Source organism: Vibrio sp. Isolate23 (assembly GCF_022398095.1).
GTDB lineage: Bacteria > Pseudomonadota > Gammaproteobacteria > Enterobacterales > Vibrionaceae > Vibrio > Vibrio coralliilyticus_A.
Genome location: NZ_JAKEUV010000002.1, coordinates 275,393 through 293,962, shown reverse-complemented (window position 1 = coordinate 293,962; position 18,570 = coordinate 275,393). Strand labels below are relative to the sequence as shown.

Annotated in this window: 14 protein-coding genes; 4 read left to right on the top strand and 10 right to left on the bottom strand. The window is 45.9% G+C overall.

What is annotated here, in order from left to right; genetic code table 11:
* Window positions 1-7 precede the first annotated feature (7 nt).
* Complete coding sequence (locus L1D31_RS08385; RefSeq protein ID WP_239836631.1) at window positions 8-1,936, bottom strand: Hsp70 family protein; 1,929 nt, start codon at window positions 1,934-1,936, stop codon at window positions 8-10.
* Entirely contained in the window at window positions 1,936-2,568 is a 633-nt protein-coding gene (locus L1D31_RS08380) for a DUF2760 domain-containing protein (RefSeq protein WP_239836630.1), read from the bottom strand. Before L1D31_RS08380 ends, L1D31_RS08385 begins: the two co-directional genes overlap by 1 nt.
* 309 nt (window positions 2,569-2,877) lie before the next feature.
* Between L1D31_RS08380 and L1D31_RS08375 the strand changes: the two genes are divergently transcribed.
* Window positions 2,878-3,408, top strand: coding sequence for a 3'-5' exonuclease (locus L1D31_RS08375; RefSeq protein ID WP_239836629.1), 531 nt, complete (start codon window positions 2,878-2,880; stop codon window positions 3,406-3,408).
* A gap of 42 nt (window positions 3,409-3,450) precedes the next feature.
* On the opposite strand, the gene L1D31_RS08370 is transcribed toward L1D31_RS08375, so the two are convergent.
* The 3 genes from L1D31_RS08370 to L1D31_RS08360 form a co-directional block, all read right to left on the bottom strand.
* The gene (locus tag L1D31_RS08370; RefSeq protein WP_239836628.1) at window positions 3,451-3,906 is read right to left on the bottom strand and encodes a TerB family tellurite resistance protein; all 456 of its coding nucleotides are present in this window, start codon (window positions 3,904-3,906) and stop codon (window positions 3,451-3,453) included.
* Between the two features lie 78 nt (window positions 3,907-3,984).
* Window positions 3,985-5,892: an alkaline phosphatase D family protein gene (locus L1D31_RS08365; protein WP_239836627.1), complete on the bottom strand. Its 1,908-nt coding sequence runs from the start codon at window positions 5,890-5,892 to the stop codon at window positions 3,985-3,987.
* Window positions 5,889-6,260, bottom strand: a complete 372-nt coding sequence (locus tag L1D31_RS08360) for a hypothetical protein (protein WP_239836626.1) — start codon at window positions 6,258-6,260, stop codon at window positions 5,889-5,891. The genes L1D31_RS08365 and L1D31_RS08360 overlap by 4 nt, the downstream gene beginning before the upstream one ends.
* 151 nt (window positions 6,261-6,411) lie before the next feature.
* Between L1D31_RS08360 and L1D31_RS08355 the strand changes: the two genes are divergently transcribed.
* The 3 genes from L1D31_RS08355 (at window position 6,412) to L1D31_RS08345 (ending at window position 12,361) form a co-directional block, all read left to right on the top strand.
* Entirely contained in the window at window positions 6,412-7,704 is a 1,293-nt protein-coding gene (locus L1D31_RS08355; protein ID WP_239836903.1) for a MipA/OmpV family protein, read from the top strand.
* A 133-nt stretch (window positions 7,705-7,837) separates the two neighbouring features.
* On the top strand, window positions 7,838-11,764 hold the full coding sequence (gene hrpA, locus L1D31_RS08350; protein WP_239836625.1) for an ATP-dependent RNA helicase HrpA: 3,927 nt from the start codon (window positions 7,838-7,840) through the stop codon (window positions 11,762-11,764).
* 102 nt (window positions 11,765-11,866) lie between these two features.
* Entirely contained in the window at window positions 11,867-12,361 is a 495-nt protein-coding gene (locus tag L1D31_RS08345) for an outer membrane beta-barrel protein (RefSeq protein WP_239836624.1), read from the top strand.
* Window positions 12,362-12,426: 65 nt separating this feature from the next.
* Here L1D31_RS08345 and L1D31_RS08340 read toward each other — a convergent pair whose 3' ends face one another.
* The 5 genes from L1D31_RS08340 to trpD all read right to left on the bottom strand — a co-directional run bounded on the left by L1D31_RS08340 (window position 12,427) and on the right by trpD (window position 18,561).
* Window positions 12,427-13,686, bottom strand: a complete 1,260-nt coding sequence (locus tag L1D31_RS08340) for a dicarboxylate/amino acid:cation symporter (protein WP_239836623.1) — start codon at window positions 13,684-13,686, stop codon at window positions 12,427-12,429.
* Window positions 13,687-14,024: 338 nt separating this feature from the next.
* Window positions 14,025-14,831, bottom strand: a complete 807-nt coding sequence (trpA, locus tag L1D31_RS08335; protein ID WP_045974477.1) for a tryptophan synthase subunit alpha — start codon at window positions 14,829-14,831, stop codon at window positions 14,025-14,027.
* The gene (gene trpB, locus L1D31_RS08330; protein WP_006958942.1) at window positions 14,831-16,021 is read right to left on the bottom strand and encodes a tryptophan synthase subunit beta; all 1,191 of its coding nucleotides are present in this window, start codon (window positions 16,019-16,021) and stop codon (window positions 14,831-14,833) included. The genes trpA and trpB overlap by 1 nt, the downstream gene beginning before the upstream one ends.
* Before the next feature lie 90 nt (window positions 16,022-16,111).
* Window positions 16,112-17,539, bottom strand: coding sequence for a bifunctional indole-3-glycerol-phosphate synthase TrpC/phosphoribosylanthranilate isomerase TrpF (gene trpCF, locus L1D31_RS08325; RefSeq protein WP_239836622.1), 1,428 nt, complete (start codon window positions 17,537-17,539; stop codon window positions 16,112-16,114).
* A gap of 23 nt (window positions 17,540-17,562) precedes the next feature.
* On the bottom strand, window positions 17,563-18,561 hold the full coding sequence (gene trpD, locus L1D31_RS08320; RefSeq protein ID WP_239836621.1) for an anthranilate phosphoribosyltransferase: 999 nt from the start codon (window positions 18,559-18,561) through the stop codon (window positions 17,563-17,565).
* Window positions 18,562-18,570 lie beyond the last annotated feature (9 nt).

The following is an 18,570-nucleotide window of genomic DNA, read 5'->3' as shown; positions in this document are numbered from 1 at the left end:
TGTCTAGTTATTCTGTTTCGCTTGTGTTCGCGTCTTCGCGTACATCAAACTCGACATGCCATTTTTGTCCGTTGTCTGCGGCGATGGCTTCTAGGTAAAGCGTACCAAGCTCTGTGACGCGAGAGGCTAGGGTTACTGGAACCACTTCACCTTCACGGCGACCTTCCGAGACAGGTAAGGTCACTTGGATTTCTGGTAGCTCTTCAAGCTCTTCTGGAGCCCAGTAATCTAAGTGAGTACCTGCTAGGTCATCACGGCGAACGGTTGAGCCAAAGAATTGGAAGTTAACTGGCTGACCGATGATCAAACCAAACTCTTGGCTTGGTACGTCAACGCTTGAGCCTTCTTCCATACCAAATGGTGCGACACACAGTGCTTCCATTGGAGGCGCCATGCCCGGAATCGCAGGCATTGCACTTTCGATACCCACGTAGTACGCCGAAGCAATACCACCACGGATACGAACGCCTTGACTACGACGTACAGAACCGTAGTAAGCTGCACCACTCGCAACCGCAAGGTCTAGATCCACGCCTGTTAGGCGTTTAGCCAGTTCCGCATCTGCTTCCAGTAACCATTCGTTAATCGTATCTTCTAGACGAGTGGCTAGAAGTGTGGATTTTAGAACACCACCGTTGAATAGGATTGCCGTTGGCTTGATGAAGTCAGCCGATTGCGCAGCATCCGCACCTGGCATACCAGGCATGTTAGCGAATGGGTTGAAGTCTTGAGCGGCTTCTGCGCTACCATTTCCTGAAGCGGAAAGGGCATTGGCTTGCTTAGACAAGAAGGCTGCAATATGACGAGTAATGCCTGCATCTTGTGCATAAGGCAGACCCATTTGCGTTAAAGCGCCACGGTTACGTTGAACAGGGTGATCAGTAATCGCAACTTGAGGGAAGAAGCCGTCAACCAGAGTTTGTTGTACTTCTTCTTGAGTCAGTTCTGTCTTCAACGTTGCACCAAGCAGTTTAGAACCTCTGCTTGGTACGACAATTGGCACTGACTGAAGTTCACTGTCGCTCAATAGCGCTTCTTTCGCGTCACGACATGCGTGCGTCATTGCCTGAACTTGCCATGGCTGTAGCTCTTTACCTTCTTGCGCTAGCTTCATCTTCAAACGGTACGCAAGTGCAAGGTCCATGTTGTCACCGCCAAGTAGGATGTGTTCACCTACCGCGATACGGTTCAGAGTTAGGTTACCGCCGTCTTCAGTGACTTCCACCAAAGAAAGGTCAGTGGTACCACCACCGATATCCACAACCAGCACGATGTCGCCAACTTCGACTTCATCACGCCATTTGTCATTGCTGTTATCGATCCAGTTGTATAGAGCCGCCTGGGGCTCTTCCAACAGTGTCAGGTGAGTTAAGCCAACATTGCGTGCTGCTTCTGCAGTTAGATCGCGAGCAGCAGGATCAAAAGAAGCAGGAACTGTAATAGTTACGTCTTGATCGGTAAGATTGTGGTTTGGATTCGCGTGATTCCACGCCTCTTTTAAGTGCTCTAGGTAAAGCTCAGTTGCATGAAGTGGGGATACTTTTTCCACTTCTTCTGGGCTACCTGCTGGTAGGAATGCATCACGACGGTTAACACCTGAGTGACAAAGCCAAGATTTGGCACTGGCAACAAGACGAATTGGTGTTTTCGAACCTAGGTTACGTGCAATAGCACCAACCAGCGCTTTTGGCTCGCTCGACCACGGAAGAACGCGTGATTGCGGGTTCATTTCGTGCTCATGTGGTTGGTATAGAAAAGAGCCTAATTGGCTGCGAGTCTCTACTGTACCAGGCGCAGTGAGCTGTGGAATCGGCATCACTTCAACTTGTGCATCTTCATTGTGCGTGTCGATAAAAGACATCACACAGTGTGTTGTGCCTAAGTCGATACCAACACTGAATTTAGGCGTGTCAGTCGCTGTGTTGTGGTGTTCCATTACAGCTCCACCTCGGCAGGTGCAATAATAGAAGCGTCGTAGTTTTCAGCAAGTTTCGGTAGATTCATTTCACGTGCTTTCCAGCCTTTATGAATCAAGGTGCCATTAAAAGGTGCACTTCCTGTCACATTACCGGTTAGGCGAATCTCCTGCGAGTTAAAGCCGTCTTCAATCGTAATACGAGTGTCTTCATCTTCATTACGGATATGCTCAAGCGAAACGTAATCGCTCAGCACTTTCTGCCCCCCCGTGTGGATAACTCGAGCGGCCGCGCCGACTTCTTCATCTGAGAATGAGGTTAGGTCTTCTTTTAGGAAGTCAATCAGACGGGCTTCCTGCTGCATGATAGATAAAAGTTGCATCGCTGAATCTGTTGAAGCGGTTGCCAGTTTAGATTCGACTTCCACCACTTTCTCGATGACTTTCTCAACTTCGACCACTTTTTCTACTTCAACGATCTTCTCGACAGGCTTTTCAACTTCGACGACTTTCTCAACGGGCTTTTCAACCACTTTCTCGACGACTTTAGATTTGCGTGATACCGCAATCAGAAGTAAAAGGACGCTTGATGCCGTTAGGCCAGCGTGCAGCATATCGAACGTTTGAGGGATCATTTGTAAATCGAACGTCATGACATTTCTCTTAATTGATGGAAGAAATAGCAGTCACACCTGAGTGCTATTGTCGTAATTATTGGGTTAAATTGGGGCAAATATTATCACATTCAAGTCGACAGGCCTTCAGAAAAGAGGCAGTAACAGGCCTGATTGATTTGTTTTTAGGCATTTTGAGTCACACTATAGATAAGTTGACCAAAATTAGGTGGTGAGTTCGACACAAGATTGCGGAAGAACTGCGCAACCAACTCGGTGTGATTCGAGTTTTAGCTTCAACTGAGGTAGAATTCGGCGCTTTATCAGAAAACAAAACATAGGCGAGCAATGAACCATAACCGTATAGTTTGTTTCGATTTGGAAATGTGCTGTTGGAATGAAAACGGTGTCGGTACTACTGGTGAAATCATCGAAGTCGGACTGGCGGAAATTGATCTTGTCAAAGGCGAGATCGTCAAACGTGCTCAGTACTATGTGAAACCAGAACAAGATGAAGTGTCTCTGTTTTGTTCTCAACTAACGGGTATTACGCCGCGTAAAATTGAGAAACAGGGTCGCCCGCTCGAAGAAGTACTCAAGTCGATGATCAAAAACTTCGGCGGCGCGAATAAAATTTACGCCTCATGGGGTAGAGACGATCTGATCTTAGCGCAAGAATGTCAGGATAAAGGCATTGAAATGCCGTTTAAAGAGTTCATTAACTTAGCTACTCTGTATCGCATCCAGCATCGCCTTAAAGATAAACGCATTGGCCACAAGGCCGCTCAGGAAGCACAAAATATTGACTGGGAAGGACGACAGCACTCTGGATACGTTGACGCCTATAATCTCGCTAAATTAGCGTTAACCATGCTTTAGTGGCGGACAGTTGGCCTTAGGCTGTCGTCATGGTGGCTTAGGTTAGCCGTTATTATTCTCAATCACCTGCAATTTAGCGCGAATAAACTCGCTGTGATCGACATAGAGCAATTCTGCGGCTTTGCGAATAACTGCATCTTCAAGCGGATCAATGTTTCCGTCAGCGTGCGCAACTTCCCACATCGCTTGAATAAGGTCAAACCGAGTATTCTGACTGAGTTCTCTTAACTGTGAAGTAAAGTCATACAAAGAGGCAGACTCTTTACTTTTTATCGCAGCACGTTCGAGGAGAGAAGACGCTTCAGGTTGACTGATATTTAGAAGACGAGTGAGCAATTGACATTTGGCCTCAGTCTCGGCGCCAATGATTTGGTGATCTGCACCGGAGACTTCGCAGAGCAAACAGGCGATGGCAAGATTTGGGTCTGTCTCTACGTGTTTTCCGAGATCTTGACCGTCGATAAGTTGTTTAAATAGAGTTGTGATGGAATTCAGCATGTGACGCGCCTCAAATTTGTTTCCTAGTTCTATAGATAGTGATGATGCGAAGCAAGCACAAGTCTCTTTACAAAAAGATTACTTTTCTCCTATCGGTGGAAAATCAATTTCTTTGCCATCTCCCGTTAATATCGAGATCCGTTTAGGTTTACCGTTGTCATCCAGCTTTACTTCGCCGATGGCGCTGGCATTGACCAAACGACGGGCTCCTTCGGTATTGGGATCCCGCTTTTTGATTTTCAGACGTTTACGTTTAGTCAGAAAGTTGAGTGGTGAGCGTGGGGAATAGAGTAGCCTATCCAGATGGTCACACACTGCTAATAAAGGCTCAGGGAACTGACTTTTAAAGCCGCTACAGGTGATCTGATAAATATTGGGGCTAGAGCGTCGAAAACGGAGTTTTATATCGTACGCAAATGAGTAATGGACATCACCTGACAAAATAACAAAGTTTGCAGGTGTTTTCGTGTGAGTAAAAATGCTCAATAGCGTATTTGCACTGCCAGGGTGTGCCATCCAGTTTTCTGCATCAATCACTAGTGGTTGACCAAGCATGGTCATGCCTTTTTGCAGAGCTTCGATAAACTTGACGCCAAACATGGGGGCTGCGGATACGACAATCACTTTATCTTGATGCATTAGCTCTTGCTGAAACTCTATTAGTGCTTCCCAATCCATTAAACCAGAGGGTTTGTTCATTCTTGATTCTGAACGCCACCTTCGTGTGCGGGTGTCCAGAACGACAACTTTAGGTGAAGTGTGGATGGTAAAATGCCATCGCTCGAAACTGTAAAGGTAACTGATGAACTCATCTTGGTTTTGTGCTGTGGGTTGGCTTAGGTAGTTCAATGCCTCAGACAGAAACTCGTCATTGAAGTTATCCGGTTCATTTCCCCACCCTTGGCACAACCAATAAGCAATCAAGCCATTGCCAATAATACGCTTAGAGAATGGGTTTTCGTATGCGGATTTCTCCCAACCAACGGTCAGATTCCAGTCATCAGTAATATCATGATCATCGAAAATCATATAAGTCGGTATATGAGCAAGTAAGCGCTGTACTTGAGGCAAAGTGCCGATGAATGCTTCGAGTACTTGTTTTTCTTCACGCCATTGCTGTTGCCAGCGAGGCGAAAGCGTTTGACCGCCATGGGTAAATTCTTTATCGAGCAGACGTGTCAAATTGAGGCATGGCCAAAGAGTGGGAGACCAGACCAAAATGTACATGGCAAGGAACTCAGCGAAAGTGACCAGATGATTTTCGTTTTCGCGTGAGCTGAAAATAGGGACACGGCGCTTGGGAAATAATTTGCTCAGGAAAGTCCCGTCATCAACGTAGTGGGGTAGAATTTTATCTCGCCCATAAAAGCAGTCGGGATGCGCATATAGCGACTCGGCACAATCAATGGGAGCATTAGGAAACGACTCTGATGGCAAACCAAGTATGTCGATGGTTTGTAAGATCGCATCAAGCATTGGCCCCGCTACATGATCAGCATAGATTTGATCGCCGCTCAAGATCAGCATGTCTGGTCTCTCATTCAGAGATTGAGTGGCGACCTTATTATCCATAGTGGCGAGCGCATCTTTACTAGGATAATGCGGATTGCGGCAGGAACCATGCAGGACATAATTCGCTTTGGTCGAGATTTTAAACGTTAACTGTTCTTCGTCAGTATGCAGTAAATGCGGGTAAAGCGTGCTTAGTGGACCGAGGTGAGTCTCGAGTTCATAACTAAGCGCCACATCAGTTGGAAAGTCACTTTTAAAATGCGCTAAGGTCACGAAGCAGTGTACGCCCACCTGAATTTGCTGGCACTCAGAAAGATTGTCTTGAAAGACTACGTTGTGATCGGACGCTTGAGAAAGTATGAACTTTCCCTCTAAGGGACGACTGGTTGCTAACCAGAAGACAAGCTCATCAGCGGTAGATTTTCTTAAAATGGGGCCAGCTAAGAGAAAGGGCAATTCAGGTGTTGGTTTCATTGGTTCTCTGTCGGATCTTTAGGTACTTCAGGGTCTTCCAATATTTCGATGATCTCAGAACTCGACATTTCGTGACCCATGAGAAAGAGCGCCAGCATAGCATCTGCTTTGGTTTTTGTATCGGAGCTTTCGTCAAGAATTTGTGTAAATCGCTGACGAATCATGTCAACTTCGTGCTCGACAAATCCACGACCTTCTTCCTCTCCTTGGGTTTCTTCGGGTGCGTTATCAAATTCTAAAAATAGCATGTCATTGTCGAGGTGAGTATTAACCAACCTTTCAGGAAGCCATTCTTCTCCAGTCACTATGTGCGGATCTTGGTTTTCAGGTAATGAGTCGAGAACTTTCTTTAAATCTGATGCTTTCACAATTTTAGAATTTAGGCGAACATGTACTCTTATATTAACGGCGAATCGTGCTTAAAGATAAGTATTAACTTTATCGATTGATGAGAATTTGAGTCGTTCGGTCAGTTTTGGATAAAAAATGATTAGCGTAAAGAAACTATCGACACTGACGATGCTAGTAGTAAACGCCGTCAGTTTTTCTGCTGTCGCCGAGGAAGAAAAAGGCATCAGTGAACAAGATTGGGGTATTGCTGCTGTCTATCGTATGGCTTCCATCCCTTTTTACACGGGTAACAATGACCAGACGGTTGGTACGTTTGTACCGATGATGTATTTTGAGAACGAGCACGTGTTTGTCGAAGGTTTGCAGGGCGGGGCTTATCTTTTTAAGCCAGAGGATGAAGCCTTCCAGTTGAGTGCATTAATGCGGCTTAGGTTTGTAGACATCCCCTCTTCTGAACAAAATGCAAACGGTGGAGATGCGGTCGACTTTGGTGGTCAACTACGCTATTTCCTTGATGATGATTGGTACCTAGATGCTGAATTGATGACAGATGACGAGTTTCGTTTCCATAGTAACCTAAGCGTGAGTGGTGAGTTTGATTATGGGGACTGGGAACTTAGGCCACATGCCCGTCTTCGTTATAAGGATGCGGATTTCAATAGTCAGTATTACTCTTTTTCCGATATCACCAAAGAAAATATTGGTGGTGGCATTGATCTCAACATAGGAATAGACGCGCGTTATCACGTTTATTCAAACTTGTATCTGTTGGGTTCTACCAGCGTGACCCGACTGGATAATAACGCCTACCATTCCAATACCGTTGAAGATAGGTATCAAGGCGAGTTTTTTGTTGGCTTTGGTTTCTTTAATGATAAATCGAAAGCGCCTAAGCCTGAACTCAAGAATAAACGTTACGTTCGGATTGCGCATGGTTGGGCAACGCCATCCAATATCGGCGACATCATGAAGCTCAATACAGAAGAAGACCCATACAATAACCAAATGACGTCGCTTTTCTATGGTCATCCTTTAACGGACGAATTGTTTGGTGTGCCGCTGGATATTTACTTTACACCGGGTATTGTTCATCACTGGTCTTCAGATGTGCAATCTGCCAGTACCGAATACGTTGCTGCGATTAAAGCCTACTACACGTTTAATTGGCCGACTCAGTGGCGATTTGGTGTGGCTGAAGGGATGTCATTCATTGACAGCATCACGTATATCGAACAAACGGAGATGGACTCTAAGGGCTACAACGCGAGTAATTTCCTTAACTATCTCGATTTTTCGTTTGACGTCAACATTGGCGATTTATTCAACAAGCGTGACTTAGACAACATGTGGGTGGGTTATTCACTGCATCATCGCAGCGCGATATTTGAACAAGCGTCCCAATATGGTCGGATTAAAGGTGGGAGTAACTACAATACCATCTATGTGCAGTGTGACTTTTGATTGAGCCGATGATGAAAAGCCGTTAGTGAGAACGTCACTAACGGCTTTTTTGTTGTATGGACTGAGACATTTGTCACGGTGACTGTGGTACAATTTGTCGCAGTTTTATGTAGTGAAAAGAATAGGTAACGCTTTGACTTCGTCACAGCCAGAAAAAAATACCGCCTCTGAAGAGAAAGTGCAGGCCAACACGGCTACTTCTCTGCGTAAGGCATTGAATCAGTGCATGCTCAAAGATAGATTTCGTCTGAGTAAGCGCATTTCAGGCGCCAGTAAAATAAAGAAAGAAGCGTCTCGTCATGCCGTTTTCGATGAAATAGCCTTAGATATTGCTAAATCCATGATGGATGTCGAGCAAAGAGCCAGTTACAAACCCACCATCGAATACCCAGAAATTCTGCCAGTAAGTCAGAAGAAAGATGATATTGCAAAGGCGATTGAAGAAAACCAAGTGGTTATTGTCGCCGGTGAAACGGGTTCAGGGAAAACCACTCAGCTCCCCAAAATTTGTGCTGAGCTTGGGCGTGGCCAATATGGTTTGATTGGCCATACACAGCCAAGACGCCTTGCTGCGCGTTCGGTAGCGAATCGTATCGCGGAAGAGATGGAAACCAAATTGGGTGAGTTTGTCGGTTATAAAGTCCGATTCAACGATCAAATTTCAGACAATACCCAAATTAAACTGATGACTGACGGGATTTTGCTGGCTGAAATCCAGCATGACCGTTTCTTGAACCAGTACGACACCATTATTATCGATGAAGCGCACGAGCGCAGTCTTAATATCGATTTTATCCTTGGTTACCTGAAAGAACTGCTGCCACGCCGTCCTGATCTTAAAGTGATCATCACTTCGGCAACGATTGACCCTGAGCGATTTTCTAAGCATTTTAATGATGCACCCATTATTGAGGTGTCTGGCCGTACTTACCCAGTCGAAACGCGTTACCGACCATTACGTGGTGATGATGTCGAGCGTGACCAGCTAGAAGGTATTTTTGATGCGGTCGATGAGCTTTGCGATGAAGGTTTAGGGGATATTCTTATCTTCATGAACGGTGAACGAGAAATTCGTGACACTGCTGATGCATTGGCAAAGCGTAACCTGAAGAGCACAGAGATTGTCCCATTGTACGCGCGTCTTTCAGCCGGTGAACAGAACAAGATTTTTCAGCCACATGCTGGACGTCGCATCGTCTTAGCAACGAACGTCGCTGAAACCTCTCTGACAGTACCAGGGATCAAGTATGTTATCGACCCGGGTACTGCGCGTATCAGCCGCTACAGTTATCGTACTAAAGTACAGCGCCTGCCGATTGAGCCTGTATCTCAAGCGAGTGCCAACCAACGTAAAGGTCGTTGTGGTCGTGTTGAGGAGGGCATTTGTATCCGTTTGTACTCTGAGGAAGATTTTGAGTCTCGTCCAGAGTTTACCGATCCTGAAATTCTTCGTACTAACCTAGCATCGGTTATCCTTCAGATGACGGCGCTGGGGTTGGGTGACATTCAAGCTTTCCCGTTTGTTGAAGCGCCTGATAAACGCAATGTTCAAGACGGTGTACGATTATTAGAAGAGCTCGGTGCCATCAATGAAAACGCGAAAGATCCTAAAAAACGTCTGACTTCAATTGGCCGCCAGTTAGCTCGTTTGCCAATCGATCCACGTTTGGCTCGTATGGTTTTGGAAGCGCCAAAGTATGGGGCACTGAAAGAAGTCATGGTTATCGCTTCTGCACTTTCGATTCAGGATCCGAGAGAGAGACCAAGCGATAAACAGCAATCGTCAGACGATAAGCACAGACGTTTCTTTCACGAAGAGTCTGATTTCCTGACGTTGGTTAATTTGTGGGATTACATTCAGAAGCAGCAAAAAACGCTGTCTGGAAACCAATTCCGCAAGCAGTGCAAGCAGGACTATCTAAACTATCTCCGAGTTCGAGAGTGGCAGGACGTCTATTTCCAGATACACCAGTCTATGCGTGAGATGGACTTCAAACTCAATGATGAACCTGCGAGCTACCAAGCCACTCACAGTGCGATACTGGTCGGTTTACTTTCTCACATTGGTATGAAAGATCAGGAGAAGAATGAGTACCAAGGGGCACGGAATGCGCGCTTCCATATCTTCCCTGCGTCTGGGTTGTTTAAGAAACAGCCAAAGTGGATTGTGTCTGCTGAGCTAGTGGAAACATCAAAGTTGTGGGGGCGTATTATCGCCAAGATCCAACCGGAGTGGATTGAACCGCTGGCAAAGCACCTGATTAAACGCAGTTACAGCGAGCCACATTGGTCGAAAAAGCGTGCTGCTGTCATGGCTCATGAAAAAGTGATGCTTTATGGCGTGCCAATTGTGCCTAAACGCCTAGTGAATTATGGCCCTATCGATGCAACAGTGAGCCGTGAGATCTTTATCCGCAGTGCTTTGGTAGAAGGTGAATGGGAAACCAAACACGCTTTCTTTAAGCAAAATCGTAAGTTGCTTCAAGAAGTGGAAGAGCTGGAACACAAGTCCCGTCGCCGTGATATTTTGGTTGATGATGATGAGCTGTTTGATTTTTATGACCAACGAGTGGGGACGGAAGTTGTTTCAGGGCGTCATTTTGATACTTGGTGGAAGAACGCGTCTAAAGAAAACAGTGAGCTGCTGAACTTTGAAAAAGAAATGCTCTTCAAAGGTGACGCTAGCCATGTTACGGATTTGGATTATCCTAACTTCTGGCATCAGAATGGCCTTAAACTCAAGTTGAGCTATCAATTTGAACCGGGAGAAGATAACGATGGTGTGACTGTTCACCTACCTCTGCCTATTTTAAACCAAGTCGAACAAGCGGGTTTTGACTGGCAAATTCCTGGGCTGCGCCATGAATTGGTCGTCAGCCTGATCAAATCACTGCCAAAGACGATTCGTAAAAACTTCGTCCCTGCCCCCAACTACGCTGATGCATTTTTAGCTCGTGCAACACCGATGGAAGTGCCGTTACTTGATGCTTTAGAAAAAGAGCTTCGCCGTATGACTGGCGTGGAAGTGTTACGCGAAGATTGGAATATGGAGCAAGTACCAGATCACTTGAAGGTTACCTTCCGCGCAGTGGACCATAGAAATCGTAAACTCAAAGAAAATCGCGATCTGCATGAGCTAAAAGAGAGCCTAAAAGACAAAGTTCAGGAAACACTCTCTAAAGTCGCCGATGACGATATTGAGCAACAAGGGCTTCATACTTGGAGTTTTGGTGAGTTGCCAAAAGTTTATCAGCAAAAGCGCGGCGGCTATGACGTCAAAGCTTATCCAGCGATTGTTGACAGCAAAGACAGTGTTGAAATCAAACTCTACGAGACGGAGCAAGAACAGGCCTCTGCGATGCGGGCTGGCCAACGTCGATTGATATTGCTGAACGTACCATCTCCGATCAAATACCTGCACAGTAACTTGCCAAATAAGTCTAAACTCGGTCTATATTTTAACCCTTATGGGAAAGTCCTTGACCTGATTGATGACTGTATCGCTTGTGGTGTGGATAAGCTTATTGAAGAGAAGGGTGGGCTAGTTTGGCAGCCTGAGCAGTTCGAGCAGCTCAAAGAACACGTGCGTGCTGAGCTCGGTGATACTGTTGTTGATATTGCAAAACAAGTTGAGACAATTTTGACGACTGCGTTCAGTATTAATAAAAAGCTAAAGGGTAAGATAGATTTCACCATGGCTTTTGCTTTGTCTGATATTAAGGCGCAAATTGAGGGGCTTATCTTTAAAGGGTTTGCGACAGAATGTGGTTGGATACGCCTTCCAGATATTTTGCGTTACATGAAAGCGATTGAGCGTCGTATGGAGAAGTTGCCAATCGATCCTAATAAGGACCGTTTGCATATGCTGAAGATTGAGGCCGTTACTAACGACTACAAAGAATTGCTCAACAAAATTCCTAAAGGAATGGCTGTACCAGATAACGTCAAAGAAGTGCGTTGGATGCTTGAAGAACTGCGCGTTAGCTATTTTGCTCAGCAGCTGGGCACGCCATATCCGGTATCGGACAAACGCGTAAAGAACGCGATTGACCAATGTTAGGTATATAAATTGCATTAAACTTAAATATAACAATATTTTGACTTATACTGGCAGAGGATTGCCGTGGCAGCCTCTGCAAAGGGAAAAGAAAGAAGGTTAAATATGAAAAAGACACTACTCGCACTAGCTTTATTAGGTGCATCAGCAACAGCATCAGCGGACTCATGGATCTACGGCAGTGCAAGTGTAGGTCAAGGCGACTTAGGGGGTGAGTCAACAACGACATATAACGTACATGTCGGTACAGGTATTTTGCCTTTTATCGGTCTCGAGGCTGGTTATCAAGACCTCGGTGATTATGACCGTGTGGATTATTCAGGTATTAAAACTAACCTAACTGGTTCTTCCATTTACTTTGCAGCTAAGCCAAGTCTTGATTTTGGTCCGTTGCATGTTTACGCAAAAGGCGGACTTCATTCTTACGACCTAAAAGCCGATGGCGGTTTTAAAGAGGATGAAATCGACGTAATGTACGGTGTTGGTGCGGAGTACTTTGTCATGGGCCCCATTTCTCTCGGTGCGAGCTACAGCGTATTCAATATGAAAGAAGACGATGTGAAAAACTTCTCGCTAAACGCGACATTCCACTTCTTGTAATAGACACATCACCAAAAAGCCCGGCTATGTTACTAGCCGGGCTTTTTGTTACCTGAAATCAGCGCTTAAGCTTGCTGTTTTTGAAGCTCAGCTTCTTTCGCTTCTTCTTCAATCAGTGAGTCAACAATCACAGCGCAAGCGGCGTCACCTGTGATGTTCAATGCAGTACGGATCATGTCGAAGATACGGTCAAGAGCGAACAAGAGTGGCAGACCTTCGATAGGAATACCTGCTGCCAGAAGAACAGCAACCACTAGGAACGAAGGGCCAGGTACACCTGCTTGGCCCACTGCACCAAGTGTCGAGGTAATAATGATGGCAATGTATGCGCCCATACCAAGATCGATGTTGAACAGTTGTGCGAAGAAGATCGCGACCAAACCGTAGTAAATTGCGTTACCTGACATGTTGATCGTTGCGCCTAGCGGGAGAACGAAAGACGCTGTCGAGTTTCTTACACCCAGCTCATGCTCACAGGTATCCATCGTGACAGGCAGAGTCGCCATTGATGAAGCGGTAGATAAAGCCACGGCTTGAGGCTTCTTCATCGCTGTCAGGAATTTCTTCGCAGAGGTCTTAGTGAAGATGTGAACCATAAGAGGGTAGGCCACGAAACCAAAGATAAGAATTGCAGCGATGTAGACAACAAACAGTTTGAATACCACCATTAAAGCGCCAAAGCCAAAGGTCCCTACTGCTTCTGCCATCAGGCCAAATACGCCTAGCGGAGCAATGATCATAACCTTGTTGATCATCCAAACCATTGCATCAACAATGCAATTTACGCCGTTAATGATTGGGTCACGACGCTCTTTATCTTGCTTAGAAATCGCAATGCCAAAGAACATACAGAATACTAGGATTTGCAGTATGTTTGCTTCATTCAGTGACTGGAAAACGTTAGTTGGGATCATACCAGTAATGGTTGCCCAGAAAGAAGGTAGGTCACCTTTAGAAGCGTACTCAGAAGAGAACATGCCCTCGATGCCTGAAACATCGATACCCATGCCTGGTTTGAAGACTTCACCCATAAATAGAGCAAGTGCAACAGCGAGTGCAGATGTCAGACCGAAGTAACCTAAAGTTACTAAACCAACTTTACCCGCTGACTGACTATTGCCTAAGCCCGCTGCGCCCGAAATTAGCGCGACAGCGACCAATGGAATAACCAGCATTTTGATTAGGTTAATAAAAATCGCACCTAATGGAGCGAAGACCGTAGCGCTGTCTCCCATGAAGGCACCCGCGGCAGTACCCACAATCATGGCGATCACAACTTGAACGCCGATGTTGTTTAGTAAATTCTTTTCTTTTAACACTTCCATAACCTCTGTGCTAACAAATTTTAAAATTCCAGAATTAATATCTAAATCAAATTTATAATTTAGACAGTAATTTCGCTTCGCTTTTTACACTTTATTTTTACATTTAGCAATAAGCGCCCAAGTTAATTGGGTCGATTAAAACCATTTTCCTTGATGGATGATAACTTTTTGACCAATAGCAAACGTTTGCTATTGGTTTGTGGGATAGATTTTGGCTTTGTAATACATTGTGTGATTAGGAGGTAGGGTGGAGGAGTTACACTGATATGTTAAAAAAAAGATCGGTTTCTCTAATGATTTAAGAAACCGATCTCATAGATGTTTAGACGGCTAATCTATTACTTTTGCGTCGCAGCTTTCATCGGTGAAACAAAATTAGCGAGCTGATTTAACATTTCTTGCGGAGATTCAACGTTCGATTCGATGATTTTTACGATGGCAGAGCCTGAAATCGCACCAGCAGCACCAGACTCAATGGCTTGCTTAACCTGTTCTGGTTGAGAGATGCCAAAGCCCAACAGTGATGGTGGAGCATCGTATTTATTGAGTTTATCTAAAAGATCACTTACTGGCATGTTGGCCTTTGTTTCTGCACCGGTTACACCAGCACGCGAGAGTAGGTATGTATAGCCGCCACCTAGTTCAGCAACTGATTTTAGTGTCTCTTCTGACGCCGTTGGCGGTGCAATGAAGATAGGTTCAATACCGTGCTTCTTAGCCGCCTCAACAAACTCTTGGCTTTCATTGGTTGGTACGTCAGCAATCAACACAGAATCGATACCGGCATTCGCACAACGCTGGTAAAAACTATCAATCCCGCGCGCATAAACTAGGTTTGCGTACATCAGAAGGCCGATTGGGAGTTCTGGGTATTTGGCGCGGATTTTTCCAATCAAATCAAAGCAGATATCTGGGGTTGCTCCCGAATCCAGTGCGCGAATGTTCGCTCCTTGAATAGTAGGGCCATCCGCAAGTGGATCCGAAAACGGAATACCCAGTTCAAGTGCATCGGCACCCGCTTCAACCAGTGTCTCCATAATTTTCAGGGACTGCTCCGGGTTTGGATCGCACACGGTTACGAAAGGAACAAATGCACCTTGGTTTTTCTCGTTCAGGCGCTCAAACATAGACTCATAACGGCTCATTAGATAACTCCTTTTTCTTCTAGAATGGCGTGAACAGTAAAGATGTCTTTGTCACCACGACCTGATAGGTTTACGACGAGAAGTTGTTCTTTGTCTGGGTTCTCACGAGCCATACGTAGTGCATGAGCTAGTGCGTGAGATGACTCTAGTGCAGGGATAATACCTTCACTGCGGGCAAGTTCTTGGAATGCTTCCAAAGCCTCATCATCGGTTACGTTGTCGTATTCCGCGCGGCCAATTGCATTTAAGTGAGCGTGCTGAGGTCCAACTGAAGGGAAATCAAGGCCCGCAGAAACAGAGTAAGATTCTTCAACTTGCCCGTTTACGTCTTGCATCAGTGGCGCTTTCATACCAAAGAAGATGCCGGTTTTACCGTGCTTAAGAGGGGCGCCATGCTGGTCGGTATCGATACCTTTACCTGCAGGTTCAACACCGATCAGGCGAACCGTTTCCTCTTCAATAAAGTCAGCAAACATACCGATTGCATTTGAGCCACCACCCACACAAGCGATGACTGCATCAGGAAGGCGCCCTTCACGAGCCAGAATCTGGTTTTTTGTTTCTTCGCCAATCATGCGTTGGAAATCACGCACTATGGTCGGGAATGGATGAGGACCAGCAGCGGTACCCAGCAAGTAGTGAGCTTCTTCGTAGCTTGCAGACCAGTCACGCAGTGCTTCATTACATGCATCTTTAAGAGTTGCAGAGCCTGAGTGAACAGGAATGACTTCCGCGCCCATAAGTTTCATACGGAACACGTTCGGGCTTTGGCGTTCTACGTCTTTTGCTCCCATGTACACGCGACATTTCAGACCAAGCAATGCACAAGCCAGTGCAGTTGCCACGCCGTGCTGACCTGCACCAGTTTCCGCAATGATCTCGTTTTTGCCCATACGCTTAGCCAACAGTGCCTGACCTAGCACTTGGTTAGTCTTGTGTGCGCCACCGTGCAATAAATCTTCGCGCTTGAGGTACAGTTTGGTTTTTGTACCTTTGGTTAGATTGCGAGTCAGTGTTAGCGCCGTTGGGCGACCTGCGTATTCTTGCAGCAGGGTCATAAACTCGCTGCGAAACTCTGGGTCTTCTTGCGCATCGATAAACGCTTGTTCTAGCTGTTCCAGTGCAGGAACGAGAATTTGCGGTACATACTGACCACCGTATTCGCCGAAGTAGGCATCAAGTTTTGCCATGGTTTTATTCCTTCAATTCAGTTTGGCATTGCTCTCTAGCACACCAAAAAATTTCTTTAATTATGAGTAATTGATCTTTAATAAATCTATTTAGTAGCTGCGAATCGCATCAAATGCCTGTTGCAGCTTCTCTGCATCTTTCTTGCCTGGTGAAACTTCAACGCCTGAGTTTAAATCCAGACCTAGACAGCCTTGTTGGGCCGCTTTTTGCGCATTGAAAGGAGATATGCCACCTGCCAGCATGACTTTTGATGTGTCACTGAGTAATGACCAGTCGAAGACCAAGCCAGTGCCACCTGTTTGCGAGCCTACTTTTGTATCCAGTAAATGACGTTGGACAGGCGTACCCAACAGGGTAGGTAAGCAGTCTGTTACACCGTAAGCTTTCCAGATTTCAACTTGATCACCTAGCTGCTCATGGATCGCAGTGACAAAGTTCTGGTCTTCATCTCCATGCAGCTGTACAGCGCAGAGGCCAAGCTCTTGCGCAATACCAACCACGGTGTCGACATCATGGTTTTGGAATACGCCCACATATTTCAAAGGAGCACCAGACATGGTTAGGCGAGCGGTTTCTAAATCCACGCAACGCTTCGACTTAGAGACAAAAATCAGCCCGCCAAAAACCGCACCTGCTTGGTAAGCTTTCGCAGCATCATCTGGGTGTGTCAGGCCACAAACTTTATTTTCACCTAGTGTGACTTTTCGTACTGCCAGCTCTAAGTTGTCTTCTGCCATCAATGAGCTACCGATTAGGAAACCATCAGCAAAATCTGCAAGATCTCTAACTTGCTGGTGTGTGTAGATGCCTGACTCCGAAATGATGGTCGCCTCTGGTGCCAGCTCACGTATTGTTGGTGCCAGCTCTTTGGTGCGGTTCAAATCTGTTGTTAGGTCACGTAAATTGCGGTTATTAATACCAATAACTTTAGCGCCAAGTTTTACTGCGCGGTGTAACTCTTCCTCATTACTGACTTCGGTCAGAATGCCCATGTTGAGTGAGTGAGCTACTTCTTCCAGTGCTTTATACTCGGCGTCATCAAGTACCGATAGCATCAGCAGAATTGCATCAGCAGAATAATGGCGAGCTAGATAAACCTGATAAGTATCGACCATAAAGTCTTTACACAGAATCGGTTGAGATGTTTGCTTTCTCACTTGTGGCAGGAAATCGAAGTTTCCTTGAAAGTACTTTTCATCGGTGAGCACTGAAATCGCATCAGCGTGATTATTGTACACGGACGCAATGTAATCGAGGTCAAAGTCGTCACGAATCAGTCCCTTGGACGGAGACGCCTTCTTACATTCTGTGATGAAGGCAGTTTTTTTACCGCTTACTGCGTCATAGAAGCTACGATCAGACGGAGTGAGCGCCTCTTTAAACTGCGCCAAAGGTTGAGAGGCTTTACGTTCTTCCACCCAGATGTACTTATCACGAACGATTTTTGCCAATACTTCTGCCATTTGCGCTTCTTTTAGGGACACGTGCTCTGAAAGTTTATCTTGCGTCTGAGTCATCTTTTGTTCCTTCCTTCAGGTGCTTAGGCGTGAGCTGCTAGCTGATTAACCAGCTCAAACGCTTTACCAGAGTTCATAGCCTCAATAGCTTGCTGAGTATTGGCCTTGAGATTTTCATGACCAAATAAACGCATGAGAAGCGCAACGTTAACCGCTACCGCACCCAGCTGGGCATCGGTGCCTTTACCAGTGAGGATATTGGTAATAATGGCTTTGTTCTCTTCAGGATCACCGCCTTTAATTGCTTCAAGCGGATGCGCTGTTAGGCCAAAGTCTTCTGGAGTCAAAGTGTATTCAGTAATTTGCCCATCTTTGATCTCCGCCACTGTGGTGTCGCCATGAATAGCGACTTCGTCTAAACCACTGCCATGAACGACTGCAGCACGCTTCATGCCCATCTTTAGCATGGTTTCAGCAATAGGACGAACCAGCTCTTCACTGTAAACACCCATGAGTTCTATGTTTGGCCGCGCTGGGTTAATCAGCGGGCCTAAGATGTTAAAAATGGTGCGCGTTTTCATTGTCTGACGCACTGGCATCGCGTGGCGAACACCACTGTGATATTGCGGCGCAAACAAAAAAGCCACTCCTAGGCTATCAACAGCAGAGCGAGTGTCTTCCGCACTCATCGCTAGGTTGATGCCAAATGAGTCGAGTAGATCGGAAGAACCGGATTTACTCGAAACACTGCGGTTTCCATGTTTGGCGACTTTTAGGCCGCAGGCAGCGGCAACAAAGGCCGCTGTAGTTGAAATGTTGATGGTGTTATGCCCGTCGCCCCCAGTGCCAACGATGTCTGCGAAATCATAATCTGGACGTGGGAATGGGTTTGCGTTAGCAAGTAAGGCCTTAGCCGCTCCAGCGATTTCATCCGGTGTTTCCCCTTTGATCTTCAGGGCAGTTAGCGCAGAAGCTATAAGGATAGGGTCGAGTTCACCACGAATAATAACATCAAAGAGTTGCTGGCTTTCATCTTGAGTCAGTGACTGCTGCTCATAAAGTTTATTAATGATCGTTTCCATTTTCTCTTC